General features: G+C 42.7%; 13 protein-coding genes and 1 pseudogene. 7 read left to right on the top strand and 7 right to left on the bottom strand.

The genetic code is table 11. The features are described from left to right. Nucleotides 1-10: 10 nt before the first annotated feature. From BFJ94_RS18700 to BFJ94_RS18715, 4 genes are all read right to left on the bottom strand, one after another. Nucleotides 11-2,371: a DEAD/DEAH box helicase family protein gene (locus BFJ94_RS18700; protein ID WP_120464012.1), complete on the bottom strand. Its 2,361-nt coding sequence runs from the start codon at nucleotides 2,369-2,371 to the stop codon at nucleotides 11-13. Continuing rightward, nucleotides 2,368-4,398, bottom strand: coding sequence for a site-specific DNA-methyltransferase (locus BFJ94_RS18705; RefSeq protein ID WP_188831468.1), 2,031 nt, complete (start codon nucleotides 4,396-4,398; stop codon nucleotides 2,368-2,370). The genes BFJ94_RS18700 and BFJ94_RS18705 overlap by 4 nt, the downstream gene beginning before the upstream one ends. Before the next feature lie 606 nt (nucleotides 4,399-5,004). Next, the gene (locus tag BFJ94_RS18710) at nucleotides 5,005-5,676 is read right to left on the bottom strand and encodes a zinc ribbon domain-containing protein (protein WP_120464013.1); all 672 of its coding nucleotides are present in this window, start codon (nucleotides 5,674-5,676) and stop codon (nucleotides 5,005-5,007) included. A gap of 43 nt (nucleotides 5,677-5,719) precedes the next feature. Then, nucleotides 5,720-7,474 carry an S-layer homology domain-containing protein gene (locus BFJ94_RS18715; protein ID WP_162944337.1) on the bottom strand — a complete coding sequence of 585 codons (1,755 nt, stop codon included), beginning with the start codon at nucleotides 7,472-7,474 and terminating at the stop codon, nucleotides 5,720-5,722. Between the two features lie 171 nt (nucleotides 7,475-7,645). Here BFJ94_RS18715 and BFJ94_RS18720 point away from each other — a divergent pair, with 171 nt between their 5' ends. The 5 genes from BFJ94_RS18720 (at nucleotide 7,646) to radC (ending at nucleotide 9,737) form a co-directional block, all read left to right on the top strand. Next, nucleotides 7,646-8,011, top strand: coding sequence for a helix-turn-helix domain-containing protein (locus tag BFJ94_RS18720; protein WP_120464015.1), 366 nt, complete (start codon nucleotides 7,646-7,648; stop codon nucleotides 8,009-8,011). Between the two features lie 259 nt (nucleotides 8,012-8,270). Beyond that, complete coding sequence (locus tag BFJ94_RS18725) at nucleotides 8,271-8,489, top strand: hypothetical protein (protein WP_120464016.1); 219 nt, start codon at nucleotides 8,271-8,273, stop codon at nucleotides 8,487-8,489. Nucleotides 8,490-8,520: 31 nt separating this feature from the next. Next, nucleotides 8,521-8,706, top strand: coding sequence for a hypothetical protein (locus BFJ94_RS18730; RefSeq protein WP_120464017.1), 186 nt, complete (start codon nucleotides 8,521-8,523; stop codon nucleotides 8,704-8,706). A 121-nt stretch (nucleotides 8,707-8,827) separates the two neighbouring features. Next, on the top strand, nucleotides 8,828-9,007 hold the full coding sequence (locus tag BFJ94_RS18735) for a hypothetical protein (RefSeq protein ID WP_120464018.1): 180 nt from the start codon (nucleotides 8,828-8,830) through the stop codon (nucleotides 9,005-9,007). A gap of 112 nt (nucleotides 9,008-9,119) precedes the next feature. Then, complete coding sequence (gene radC, locus BFJ94_RS18740) at nucleotides 9,120-9,737, top strand: RadC family protein (RefSeq protein WP_229717089.1); 618 nt, start codon at nucleotides 9,120-9,122, stop codon at nucleotides 9,735-9,737. Nucleotides 9,738-9,987: 250 nt separating this feature from the next. Here radC and BFJ94_RS18745 read toward each other — a convergent pair whose 3' ends face one another. Then, complete coding sequence (locus BFJ94_RS18745) at nucleotides 9,988-11,061, bottom strand: hypothetical protein (RefSeq protein WP_120464019.1); 1,074 nt, start codon at nucleotides 11,059-11,061, stop codon at nucleotides 9,988-9,990. Nucleotides 11,062-11,149: 88 nt separating this feature from the next. Next, complete coding sequence (locus tag BFJ94_RS25455) at nucleotides 11,150-11,311, bottom strand: hypothetical protein (RefSeq protein WP_162944338.1); 162 nt, start codon at nucleotides 11,309-11,311, stop codon at nucleotides 11,150-11,152. Nucleotides 11,312-11,413: 102 nt separating this feature from the next. On the opposite strand from BFJ94_RS25455, the gene BFJ94_RS18750 reads away from it, so the two are divergent. Further along, entirely contained in the window at nucleotides 11,414-12,121 is a 708-nt protein-coding gene (locus tag BFJ94_RS18750; RefSeq protein WP_162944339.1) for a helix-turn-helix domain-containing protein, read from the top strand. Continuing rightward, a pseudogene (locus tag BFJ94_RS25905) lies at nucleotides 12,108-13,145 on the top strand (recombinase family protein); the annotation flags it as partial. The gene BFJ94_RS18750 and the pseudogene BFJ94_RS25905, both read left to right, overlap by 14 nt. A 636-nt stretch (nucleotides 13,146-13,781) precedes the next feature. On the opposite strand, the gene rlmH reads toward BFJ94_RS25905, so the two are convergent. Beyond that, complete coding sequence (rlmH, locus tag BFJ94_RS25910) at nucleotides 13,782-14,261, bottom strand: 23S rRNA (pseudouridine(1915)-N(3))-methyltransferase RlmH (protein WP_229717094.1); 480 nt, start codon at nucleotides 14,259-14,261, stop codon at nucleotides 13,782-13,784. Between the last annotated feature and the right edge of the window lie 318 nt (nucleotides 14,262-14,579).

The following is a 14,579-nucleotide window of genomic DNA, read 5'->3' on the forward strand; positions in this document are numbered from 1 at the left end:
GAATTGAATTTTAATAATTGTAGCCTCCAAATGACTCTGCTGCAAGAAAACCTTCTAAATTTGATCCTTCAGGAGCAAGACACTTTTTAACAGCCTCGTTCACACTCTCACAATACAGAGGAAATGCTCTGCCGTTTTTAAGCACCCACACAGTGAAACCAACATTTTCTTCTTTCTGTATATGAGTATTCCAACGACCTTCTGTAACAAGTCGAATTTTTATTTCTGGCCCATTCCCGTATTTTTTTAAATCAAGTAACTTCCTACCTGCATCTCCTACTATGAGATGATCACCTTTTGTGTCAATGGCTACTATCGCATTATCAACCCAAACAATAAAATCAGGGTTGAAATGGTTAGTCCCGCCCATATCTAATAAAGGAATCTCAAAAAAACCTCTTGACGGGTTTCTGAACCAAACTCTTTTGGTAGTATCAATTGCTATTGCAAACTTCTTCTCTAATTTATTCAACCCACTGTAGCCTTCATGTATAGCATTTTTAAATTCCACTAACTCTGAAGGATTTACAGTGAACTCAGGAACCTTGTATGTGCTTAAATCGCTGTGTATAACTACCGAATTATCAATGTAAGCTTTAACTACCTTTTTTGCAGCTTCTCGTATATTGTCCGCTGCTCGACTGCTATATTCAACTAGAGCATCAAATTTGGGGTTCTCAATGTCACAAAGATTGACTGCCTTCGGCTGGTATTTAGAAATTTCACGTATGAAAACCCATCTTGCAGTAACTCTGTTACTATGTTCAATTTCAACCCATTCTTCTTTCTGGCCGTTACTAGTTCCAATCGTTTGAAGTATTTGAATTCTGCCACCTTTACCGACAGTATTAACATCATCATTTGTATAATCGTGTATCTGTTCAATAATTCGTCTAATAGGCTCTTGAGCATTAGCTGAATAAACTGAAATCTCAGGAACAAACCTTTCCTTCTTAGGAGGAAGTGTTGGTTTCTTATCGGATTTTGACCCGCCTTTATAGATTGTTAAATTAATATCTGGTGATTCAACAATTAATTTAGACTCAACCTCAGCAAGCACTTGTTCAAATACACTTTTTTCATCAGTACGAATATAAAAGTAAGCTGTATTCAGTTCTGGACTTGGATAATGTTGGCGGCCAGGCTGCCTCAATACACGGCCAATAATTTGAGTAACCTGATCCTTTGAGCCCATGTCCTTGTCAATATAAGCAAAATATACTTCTGGATCATCCCATCCCTCTTGTAAAGAAAGGTTAAAAATAACATGCTTAAAATCCCCAGATATGAACTTATCATAGTCCGCATCGCCACCTGAAAATAAATTAAACTCAGGTGGGGCTGGCTGTTTGGGACTAAACTTTAGATCACAATATACAGCTATGTCCGCAGGGTCTATCCCCTTCGTCTCAACCAAATACCTCCAAATTAAGATCGGGCGTGCACTCCGCTCAGAAAAGGGCTTATCCTCACTATCCTTAGCCAAACCCGTAACAACATTTGTATTACTGACATAGATAGATTTTGGTGTAAATGAAAGCCCTAATTCAGCAGCGGAATCCCCGACTTTTTCCATTTGCTCTAACATCTCATCAATAGCTATTTCCATCGGGGTTACGTAACCGCCCAAAAGAATATTCTGCTTAACAAGATGTGAATTAACAACTTCTGAGCTTTTCACAGATGTTACAAAATCACTTTCACTCCATCCTTTATCTTGCTGAAGTCGATCAATAGTTCTTTTTAGAGCTTCGGGGATTCGCAGAGTTGCACTTGCAGCAATCAACGCATCTGGTTCGAGTTCCAACAAAAGTTCAGTCTGCTGATTAGATAGGTTATGTCCTTCATCATATACAATGACAAACGGCCTTCTTCTTCCATGACTATCTCTTCTTTGTTTTAGCAGCTCCCAAAGAGATTTATCCGCACTATCAAGTTCAACTTGATAGATTTTACGATCTCCCTTTTCTTTATCTTTCTGATTAAATTTACCTATAGTTGCAACGAGTACAAGACCTCTATCAGTTCTTTCAATATCCCAAAGCTTACAATCCAATAAGGGTTTTACATCAAAACCATCAAGCAAGTTTGCATACTTCCCAGACATTAAGTTGTAGTAAGTCTGCCAAACTACAACCCGACCCTTAGATAACCACAATACTATCGGCTCAACCGGAAGAGTAGAACGAATCTGTGCAATAGAATCGGCTAAAATCAATGTTTTTCCACTACCCGTAATAGAAGATAGGTTCTGGTAAAACGGGACAATCTTTGTTCTAGTAATTGTAAGAGGATCCTCCAGGTAATGTACAAACCTGTCTGTTATTGTTGTAGAAGCCTTGATTTGAAAAGGCAGGAGCTCCACGATCATTCACTTCCTTCATCATCGTTAAACCGGTCATTGTTCTCATTTAAACCAAGATGAGCAAGTATTTTGTCAGGTATCTTGTAGAAGTTTACGCTCTTGGCTTGATAGACTTCATATCGGGCGTACACATGATATGGCGGCTTTAAGCCTGCTTTCTTGGCCTCTTGAATAATCTTACTATAAGTGTCAATATCTAGTTGTCCTACAGAATCTTCACCATTCCATACTATGAAGTACCCTTCATCTAAATCATTTTTACCAACTAAGAACTCAAACCCGGGTTTATCTATTCTTTGTAAATATAGATTTGCCCTTTTTTCATCTTCCCAATGAGAAGTAATAACGACATCAACCAATTCATCCTTCTTCATTGAAAGAACAGTGTTAGCATCTATTTGCTTAGTGAGCAACTGGAATTGAAATCCAGCATTGATGGGTTCAGCCACTTGTACTAACCTACCATGTTCATCTGGTCTTTCCCCAGTAATCACCCTTTTTAACCTTAACTGTGTTAAACTACGGGCATATTTATCCCCTTTATCAGGACTCCCCTGCTCGATAAGAATGAATCGTCTTTGGGCAGCAGTCTCCTTGTTTAGCTCAAGTACCGCATGCCCTGTTGTCCCCGATCCTGCATATGGGTCAAGTACGAGTCCATTGGAAGGACACCACAGTTGAATTATTTTTTTAATCAATTTAAGTGGCTTAACTGTTTGAAAATTATGTCCTTTTCCTACGATAGCATCAAGCTCATTTATTCCCGACTGGCTGTGCCCAGACTCTTCATGGTCCCAAGACTGGGCACCAATGACATCAGGCTCGGTGTAATCGTCGTCCGCCCAATACGTCATAGGTACTTTACCTTGCTTTACTTTATTTAGATGTCGTTTTATATAGGGTCTTCCGAAGCCATCTCCAGAAAAGTAGAGTATTGGCCAGACCTCTGTATCCCTTACTCTAATGGCTTGATCTCTAGACTTTTTAATTATTTCGTGATTATAAATCTCTTCATCTGTTACTACAGGATTATTATCAAGGTTATGCTCAGACATTACTTGTGGTATAGGAGCAGACTTTATAACTAATGCCTTAACTCGACCATCTTGAATATCCTTCTCAACATACTTACTTCCCCAGGCCTCCAGCCAACTTTTCATAGTTTTTTTAGGATTGGACCATGCTCTTGCACCTGGATAATGTAGTGCTCCAGTGAAAGGAGATTGTATTGCATATCTATCCTTTTCAGATGGAGTTGCTACTGTAGGATCACCGTTTGTTTTCCATGGACCGTCTGGATCATTATCAGGATTTCTATACTTTTGATCCATTGCTTCATCCCGTGATAGAAGACCTGTCTTTACCAACGTCTTATCCTTTGCATAAACAAGAACATATTCTGTTGCCGTGGACAGGTGTTTACTATCATTCTTCGGAGAATAAGACTTCTGCCAGTTAATAATTCCTATTCTGTTTTGTTCGCCGAATACTTCATCCAACATCATACCAAGATGGAATAACTCATTCTCATCTATACATATAGCCAACACCCCGTTTGGCTTCAGCATTACCCTCATCATGTTAAGACGCGGTAACATGGCCTTCATCCATTTAGTGTGCCTTGAACCATCTTCAAGAGAAACAAGCCCCCCTAATTCCGGATCATTAGGGTCTGTATCCCATTTATCGTTGTAACGGAAGTATTGCCCAGTATTATACGGTGGGTCTGTGACTATCAGGTCTACTTGACCTCGATATTTATATAATGTGACCATGGCTTGAAGATTTTCACCTTCAATCAATAAATTCTTGCTTTGTTCATGTTCCGACCCCACGGACAAGGACTTATTGACACGGGTAACTCGTGGTCTAACCTTTTTATCTATTTCCTTTGCAGTTCTTTTACCGTAAAAGCTCAGAGCAACTCCACCACTTACCATACTTTTAACAAGCTTTATTAAATCCTCTTTGTCAAGAAGATCAAGTTGATCCAGATCATTTGCCGATACAGCTCCATACTGCTTTTTGAGCATATAGTAAAACCTCCAATTTAACACTTGTATGACTTTAATTCAAGAAGCAGTTTAAAACCTACACCTTTAAGTATCTCTTTTTTACCGAAGATAGTCAAAACCTTATTCTACAAATCTCCCTCTTGATACACTAAAACTGCAGTATTAGGTTTGCTATTTTCTATAGAAATATAGATATAATAAGCTGATTAGTAACGCAATCATTACTAAATAGAACTAGCATCCATATTCCAGTAAAAGATGAACTACACATATCTGATTTATCGTGATTAACAATAGTGGCTGCACAATACTGGCTCGAGCAAAAATAAAGAGAGCAACCAATTCCTCGCTTGCTCTCTTCAGTCGCTATATCTAACACCCTCCCGCCTTCCGGCGAGCAGCTCATACGCTATATGGTACGATGAACCATTTCATGTACGTCGTACCATATGCCGATTATGGTTCTTTATCACTTCGTTATAAACCCTTTCAAGCTTTCTTCCTGATAGAATGGCCTATTGATCGAGGTTTTCTAAAAATACGATGCTGCGATATACCGCACAATGCTCTTCGTCTTCTTATTAAGCAACAACCTCCATGAATTGTAACATTGGAATAATGCTTTTATGCACTTTCCTCAAACTTGTAATTGCAGAAACGACATATCTTCGCTCTCGCCTTTACGATCTCTGCACATTGAGGACATTCTTTCGTGTCGTTGCCGCTGTTGTTATATTGCTTAAGGCTTTCAACCTCGCTGGTTATCAGCTCTTGCTGATTAAGCATATGCTGCTCATAATTGCTCTTGGTTTCATCTATCAAGGCCTCGTAATGCTTATGTTCTCGAATGATTTCGTCTCGCAAAGCGTCTATCTCTTCCTTGAGTGCATTTTTCCTCACTTCTGCTTCCTGTTGCCGCTGCCTTGCTTGTCTAAGCATCGCCTTGGCCTTGCTTTTCCATTTAAGCCCGAACAGAAAGACGACGATCCCAAGAATAGCAACACCTACGACAGCAGCGAGAAAATGATTCAAAGCTTCTTCATCTACAAGCCCCGTTATAACACTGAAGAAAAAAATAAGAGTACCGACGACTCTAGCCAGTGAACCGAAAAAGCCCAGCAAACCGCCGCCAACTTCGGTTCCTAATGCTACAGCCTTGCACTGCTCGTATTCCTTCTCAAGACTCTTGAGTTTGGCCTTCATTGGCTCTGTTTTAAGCTTCAAGTCCTTCTCTAGTTGCTCCATTTTTATCTTGAAGGCATCAGAGGTATTTATTGTCCTGATAAATTGCTGCATACGATTGTTCACTCCTTTCTTGGCTAAAGGGTTGCTCGTATATCTACAGATTGATCCGCCGAATCGAATTGTTCCCGGCATCGAACAGAATAATGTTCCCAGCTTTATCAAAGGTTATCTGATCTATTGACTCAATAGGGTTGCCGTCGTTATATATCAAATCAGTGCCGCGGACAAAATAGTTGAGGTTGCCTGCCGTATCCATCTCATATACGGTATCTCCACTCGAAAAGTAAAACTTGCCATTGTACGATGTAATCGACTCAAGTGCAAATGTATTAATCGTCTTGATCGTTTTGATCTTCCTTGGGAAAAGCTGAATAGCATTCAATGTCCGTGTCCCGGCATCCAGAATATAAATCGCTTGTTCATTGTAAACAATTGCCGCTTTCCCACTGAAAGCACTGCTGCTGTTTTCCTTGGTGCTAGCGATAATTTTGCTTTGTTCACCTTTCTTGGCTTGCAAAATATAGCTATCAAGTACTTTGTTGTTATCGTCACGGGACACGATGCCATATATCACTTCATCTTCACGAATGGCATGCACAAAACTGAGGTAGCTTTGATACCCAAACCCTTCATCGCTACCATACGAAAACAGGTCTACAGAAGGCTGCACCTGATGCAAGCGTGTATCCGCAGTTGCGGAAAAATAACCGCCAGAAACGTGAATAGACCCTACAAGCACCTTGTCTGCCTGATAATTGTACGCCAGCAATTGCTGTTTGCGGTTTTCCTTATCATTCAGGGGAAATAAATCATCCGGCTTGTTGTCTCTCGTATCCATCGTGCTGACAGTCCCATTAGCAGACGTAAATTTGCGGATGCTTCTATTCCGGCTGTTTAGAAAATAAATGTTGTCCGCTTTATCAATCACCATACTGTCAATGTAGCTTATCTTGGCCTGCGACACAGGGCCGTCCGTGTTTCCCGATCCAGTACCCCCAACCAGTGTGTCAACGGTAAACTTGTCGGATTGCTCTGGCTTTTCTGGTGTTTGTGGCAATGAAGGAGCCGGGTTGCTTGGCGTTTTATTGTTGTCTGGCAATGTTGGCGTTGGCGTAACTGGTGTTGTCACATCCGTATTATTTCCACCCACATCTTTGTTGTCGTTGCCATACTGATATGCTCTCCAAAGAAGCACAGCGGCCTCGGCACGAGTAACTGTTGCTTGGGGGCGGAAGGTCTCGTCCTGATAGCCAGATACCAAGCCATTCTCAATAGCGATGGCAACATAGTCCTTGGCCGATTCAGAGATTCCCTCATAATCCTTGAACATAGCTTCCAGTGTACTGTGGTCAGGCAGACGGGTTGCATCATACCCTTTCAATTTAACCAACGCCACAGTAATGTCTTCTCTGAGTGCAGGCTGATTAGGATTAAAAACATACTGGCCGTTCGCAGTTCGATACCCTGTCATATAATCTTTGACAGCTTCAACAAATGGGGATGCCCAATTGGTTACAGGAACATCGGCAAAGGATGAGTAATTGACCTTCTTCACTCCAATACCTGATGCGGCAATCATGATCTTGGCAAATTCAGCCCGTGTAATCGTATTGTTGGGCCGAAATTTACCGTCAGGGTAGCCACTGATGACTTTGCGATTCACCATTTCAGCTATGTATTTGTAGGCCCAGTTGGTTTGAGGTAGATCGGTGAAACTTACGGTTTGCTGTGCTGCATCTGCACCCTGCCACTCCTCGCCATAGGATGGCAAAGCAGCGAACGCAGTTGTTGCGATACTTGAAAATGAAAATATTAACGCTGCGATGCCAAGAATAAACTTTCTCATCATGCTTTGTATCCTCCTGTACATTTGTTTAGTGCATCTATCATTCATAGATGTCATTAGGCATATTTTACTATATCGATCAAAAAAGGTCACTTATAAATGTACTTAATATGAACTTTGATGGTGTTATGCTGATCTTTCAACTCCTCTACGCTTTACATTAGAGGTGATATCATGTCGGAGTTTGTAAAGCTGGTAGGTGAGAATATCAGACTTGTACGTAAAGCACAGGGAATAACTCAGGAGAAGCTTTCAGAGATGTCCGGATTAAGCGAAAAATACTTATCAGATACAGAGCGAGGAGTACGCAATATCTCGTTGGAGTCTTTAGAAAAAATAATGCAAGCATTGAAGATCAAGCCTTATGAGCTGTTTCTATTTGCAGGTGCGGAAGAAGCCATTACGGACAAGCAAAAACTGATTGAGATGTTCCAGCCTTTACTCGCTGACCGCAATGTCAATGAAATTCAGTTTCTGCTTAGAATCGCTCAGGATTTTGTTAGTACGTTTGAGAAATCGAACAACCATTATACAGACTAAAAATACACATATTTTCCCGAGGCACCACGTCTAATATAACAAAGGGGGTCGTCTTCCGTTTCATGCCCCACCCCTATTTCCAAGGGCTGCTTTCTGCTGTTGATACAGCGGATTGCAGTCTTTTTTGTTTCTGCGACAAATCAGTAAAATTCAATTCACATAGCCTGCTCGCTTGATGAGCGGGCTATTTGTCGTTGCTTGACAGAGATCAATTTACTGGCTGTGAGATGACGCCGCACAAGAAAGGAGATGAATGCAGATGTCTGTTAAGAAAGGTTTGCCTGCGGAGATGGAGGAGCTGTTGAAGCAACTTGTCATGAATGGGGGCATCCGCATGGCCGGGATAGTGCTGTTTGCCTATTGCCGCAGGATGTACCAAGTGGATGAAGAGACAGCTGCTCGCTGGATGGTTGCCTACTTCGAGCGTGAATTCCCTCGGCAGTTGCAACGATATCGTAATCACATCGCCAAGTCTTAATCCAACTATATTCAGAGAGGAAGATCGGACAATGAATTATCAATCCTTCAAATGCAACAGCTCCAAGGAATATTTAGGATTTTGTGACCAGAAAGGTTTTATCTACAGCGTGCAACTGGACACTAACAACTATGCAATCGTCGCTCTGTACAACGGAGAGGTCACAACATTGATTCACTACACTGTTCAATCGTCTGCAGTGCAGAAGAAGGCATAAGTCAGATTGTGCAAATTTCCGTAGTTTCGATCCCAAGCAATATCATAGAGACTCAGATGGGGCCGTATCGTCAAATGACGAGAAAAGGCTATTTTATTGCCTTGAAGGGAGGTGAAGGGCTATGAAAACCGTTGAATATCTGGAAGCACAGAGAGATCGTTTGAAGACCATGATACAGAGGATGAACACAAATGCCGGATTTGACTCGGAAGATGGGAGAAAGTACACTCAGGTTCTTGTGAAGCTGGCTCTGACTCATATGCAGATTGAAGAAATAAAAAAAGAAGCCGCCCGCAAATGAGGCGACTCAACAAAAAAATAATCTTATATTCATCATACTGAACATCATCATATCACGCAATAGGAGGAGTCTAATCGGGCTTCTCCTTTTTGCATTTCAGGAGGAAATAGCCGTGAACTATTCATACGAAATGTCATCCATCAAACCTCTTTTGATCAACGCTTTCGCTGAGAAAGAAGGCTCCTATATAGTACATGAGATCATTACCCGGTTTCCAACGATGCGAGAGCTAATAAATGTTTCCGAGCAAGAGTTGCTTTCTATCAAAGGCGTCGGCAAGGTTAAAGCTCGACAGATCGTCGCCGCGTTGCAGTTGGCACAACGTTTAAGCAGGCCTGCTTGCAGTCAGCCGCGAATCATCCGCAAACCGCAGGATGCCGCCGATTTATTAATGCAGGAGATGCGTTATCTTCAGCAAGAGCATTTTGTTACGCTGTTCCTGAATACGAAAAACCACGTTATCGGACAACCCGAGACGCTCTCCATCGGCTCTTTAAACGCGGCAATTGTTCACCCTGCTATTGTGTTTCGTGCTGCTGTAAAACGATCGTCTGCATCCATCGTGGTCTGCCATAACCATCCCAGCGGCGATCCGACTCCATCCGCAGAGGACATCCAACTAACGAAACGATTATCCGAGGCTGGCGACGTTATAGGTGTAGACGTACTTGATCATATCATCATAGGCGACGGCATCTTTGTCAGCTTGAAAGAACGTGGATTAATGTAGCTTGTGTTTATTGTGTAGTATCAATAAAGGGAAAGGCCGCTCGCTGACGTCGCGGCCCACCCTACGGCGATACAAATAAACCACCCCTCCGCCCCTGAGGGGAACGCAAGGACTACTGCCCTTGCATCCCATCACTCGCCGTGCGGCGTTCCTTGGCTAACGCCAAGGAGTCAGAGCAGTGTCGGAGGTGAAAGACGCCTATCAAGCCTGTAATGAACTCGCTATCGCTCGGGCTTGACAGGCTCCTGTCCTAGTACAGAGGTATAACATGCTCTGAGAAATGGTTGCTTCTAGTCGGACTGTATACCTTGTTAAAACCAATCAAAGAGGTGGTTATTGGCTTGTACTCTGAACATATCGGATTCACTTTCATATCAGTTCTATAACTTATATCCTGATTATTCCAACTCTTTTCGACAGCATCAAGGTTCGTTTTCATTAACCTTAGGATCGGCGATGTAGATAGCCAAATATCCAAATCAGTTCTGAAAGCTTCAAACAGGTTCATCTTGGGATTCTTGAAAGCCTCATGGTTCCTTAACTTTCTTTTTTCCTGTGCATTTAAAGACATATATGCTGCCTGAAAGGTGCCATATTTCTTTATTCTGCGGATAATTTTATCCCGGCCACTAAATCTCCCGGTATCAACTACCAGCATATTCTTTAATGCGTCAGATCGATCATCGAACAGAAATTGGAATACCGTTAGTCTTGCGTTCTTGTCTCTTATCTTTCTCGTTTTCTCAACCCGAGTCCATGTGATATCAGAAATCCCCTGTTCTTCAGCCTTATCATAATTCTTTACCTGTTGACCTTTGCTCTTGCCATATAAAAAGGTCTGATCTAGCATCATGTAGTTTGTCGGCGGCTTTTTTTGATATCCTACGAAAAGGCACTTCGATAGTTCTTCTGATGTTACCGTATGGAGATAATCAACCTTGTCGTCGCTTTTTACTACGTATGCAAAATGATGACTGCCTATTACGAAGTCAATTATTTTAAGCACTGCGGCAGGAGTGAGCCTGTGTTTCCATGGATTCAGCATGATTGAGGTCGTCGCCGCCTTAGGGTTCATCTGCTTCCACTGCACACTGAAAAGCTCATATACCAACCTATATCTATAGTGCGTTTCGTCGTCTTCAGTTTGATACATTGCAGGCTTTATGATAGCGAGAAACTCCTGCGACGGTAGCTCTTCAGAACAAATTATCAACTTATCATAAGGACATGAAAAGCTATCATCAGTATCATCAGTTATGATATCCTTTAAAGCTTGGACTGTGTTCAATAGCTCTGATATTTTTCGCTTATTATACAAATACATGAGAATTCACTCCAAATATCAAGAGGCCTCAAATCCAGACGTAGCAAGGGATTGAGGTCTCTTGCTTGTCATTCTTGTACACCCGTTGTTAGAGCCGATAAACCTGTTCTTTAATCTCAGCTTCCACAAGCAAAGCCAGCTTTCTTAGGAATTGCTCCTCAGCCCTGTGCTGACCCTCTTGCAATTCAACAATGCTTTTGTCTAACTCATCAGGAAGCTCAGCACCACAAACATGGTCCTTCATATTCATTTAAACACCACCATTTATATTTGTCTAAGTAAATATATTTGCTTATTATCATATCAACACATATAATTGGTGTAAAGAAAAATTAGAAAGGGGATGCCGACCATGGCCTCCAGACCGATAACTACATTTGAATTTCTAAAGCTTAAGGAAAGCACTCTTGGTGAGCGTATCCGCTTTTTCCGTGAAGAAGTCGGCAAACTCAATGCAAAAAGCGATTATACAACGAAAGCGATCAGTGAGAGGTTGGGAGTGACACCGCAATCTATTACCGCCGTTGAACGCGGAGATTCAAAAAATCCTTCATATCAGCTTGTTTATGGATTAACCAAGGAATTAAACATTTCGCTGGATGTTCTGAATGATGATTTTTATAGGGGTGAAATAAAGACATTCACAATTGGCTGTTCAGAATTAAAACCTGCTTCTCAACAATCTTCATCTGCTGAACGCCAATCCGATTTGCCATCGGACTTTCATTTCGGATGCTACATTTATCAGCTCTTTCCGAACGGCAGAATGCGGTTTATTTACAATAAGGATACTGTCAACACAGTAGATCACAAGACCTTTATTGACTGCCTGGCCCGTTTTATTGCCGAAGTCGAAATGCACAGTCGTTCAGGAGATTTATTTGATGATGCTATTGCAGACCATCCTTCACCACTGCATCATGCTATTGAATTATTTAAGGCCTCTATTGAACATCCAAATGTATTCCCTCTGTTCCCAATAAAGGACTGGAATCAACTTTACAACGATTTTCTGAGCAAATATGAGCAACAGGAGGACAAGCAGGATGAGCAAGCTTAAAGCGGTCATATACGCACGTGTGAGTACAGAAGAGCAAGCCAAGGAGGGCTTTAGTATCGCCGCACAGATCGCAGAACTGGAGAAATATGCAGGGCTGAACAATCTTGAGATTGTGGAGCGATATATTGACGAGGGAGCCAGCGGTAAAAGTATCAAAGGAAGATCGCAACTCATTAAACTGCTGAAGGATGCCGAGCAGCAAAAATTCCAGATCGTTATGCTGTATAAGCTTGACAGACTTGCCCGCAAGTTGCGTGATCAATTGGAAATCAGTGATACGCTGGTCAATTCCAATATCAAACTGGTCAGCTTGAAGGAGAACTTCGATACATCAACACCTACTGGCATGATGACCTTTCAGATGTTTGGCATGATTGCAGAATTGGAACGAAGCAATATCATCGAGCGAGGAAAGCTTGGACAACAACAGCGGGCACGCGAAGGAAAATACAATGGCGGCGTTGTTCTCGGCTATAACAACATCAACAAGGAGCTTGTGGTGAATGAATCCGAAGCAATCATCGTCAAGAAGATATTTGAATACGCCGACCAAGGTTTGGGGCTGAAGGCAATCACGCGACGGCTCAATGAAGCCGGATACCGTTCCAAGCAGGGCAAGCCCTTCTCTACCAACGGCATCAAAACGATCCTGAGCAATCCGATCTACATCGGCAAGATTCGCTACAATCAGGTTGAGAACTGGTCTGAAAAAAGACGCAAAGGAAAGAACGCCGACTTCATTCTGACAGACGGCATCCATGAGCCAATCATTGCGAAGGAGCTATGGGATAGAGTCCACTCGGCGATTCAGAAACGCTCCTACAAGCCTTCACGCTCGTATACGCCGTACATTCTTAGCGGAATATTGAAATGTCCCGCTTGCGGCCACGGCATGGTTCCTGCACGTTCCAAGGGAGGCAGTGGAGAGCAATATCGTTATTACGTCTGCGGGCAGTTTCATAATAAAGGGGCGAGTGTATGCCGCTCCAACATGATCAAGGCTGAATACGCCGAGCAGCAAGTGATGGATGAGTTGCATCGTATCGTAGCAAAGCCATACATTTTGAGAAAGCTTGTTGACCACATAAATCAGCAACGATCAAATGCAGAGTTGCCCCTGCTAGATGAAAAGAAGGTGGTTGAGCAGCAAATTGCCAAGATACAAAGAAAGCTTAAAAGTTTGAAAGAAAGCATTATGAACGACCCTGACTTGGCTGATATCTTCAAGCCCGATCTGCTGGCGACTCAATCCGAGCTGCATTCACTTCAAAAACGCTTAGATGAAATTGTAGTCAGTGAAGCACAGTACGATAACAAATCTGTCGATTATGACTCTCTGCATAACTTGCTCACCAAGGTACAGGATGCTTTAAATCACGCCGACAAGGATGAGCAGAAAGCCTTGCTTCGACTCCTCATCCAGAGCATTCTTATATCCAAGGACAAGCCTTCCAGAAGGGAAAGCCGCCGCATAGAGCGAATCATCCTGCACTTCGACTTTGCTATCGAATCGCTTCATAGCGACACGGCAGAGCTTGTAAGACGCATGGCGAATTACTCCAAATCCATTGCTCCTATTCATCCATCTGCTTTGGATTGTATAAACAATTTAACAGAAATCAGCTACGGGGACTTGATGGAGTCCCTTTCTATTTTACCCTTAAAGGCGATACGGTTCCCCCCGATTGATCTTCACCGCGCGATAAATCTGCTCGGTGAGCACCAGCCGCATCAGCTGGTGCGGCAGCGTCATGCGCCCGAAGCTGAGCTTCTGCTGGGCGCGGCGCAGCACTGGATCGGAGAGCCCATGGCTCCCTCCGATCACGAACGCGACATGGCTCGACCCGTAGGTGCCGAGCCGGTCGAGTTCGGCGGCCAGCTCCTCCGAGCTCCAGAGCTGGCCGCCGATGGCGAGCGCGATCACATGCGCGCTCTCCTTCACATGCGCGAGGATGCGTTCGCCCTCGCGCTCCTTTACGATCGACACCTCAGCTTCGCTCAAGGTGTCCGGCGCCTTCTCGTCCGCTACTTCAATCATCTGAAATTTGATGTAAGGGTTCAGGCGCTTGGCGTATTCCTGGATGCCCTGCACCAAATATTTTTCTTTTAATTTGCCAACGGCAATAATCTGAATCAACATATAAATCCTCCGTCTCGACGATTAATCCTCATCATTCTTACTTTTCTAACGAAACGTCATATCGCTATTTACTCCAAAAAGAGCCACCAAAACTTCTAACGAAACAGGGTATCGTTATTACGCTCAAAAAGTAGATTATAGCCGCATTTCTGCCCAAATAACGATCGACAGTTTCGTTAGATTTAATTTGCCACGATTTTTGCCTCAATAACGATATGGAGTTTCGTTAGAACAATTACCCGCTCCATTTTATCAAAAATCCCCATCGAAGTATTCCAATCACGCAAATAAAACCTGCAATAAGCTCGTATCTCCTGC

It is taken from the genome of Paenibacillus aceti (genome assembly GCF_003614185.1).
Classification (GTDB): domain Bacteria; phylum Bacillota; class Bacilli; order Paenibacillales; family Paenibacillaceae; genus Fontibacillus; species Fontibacillus aceti.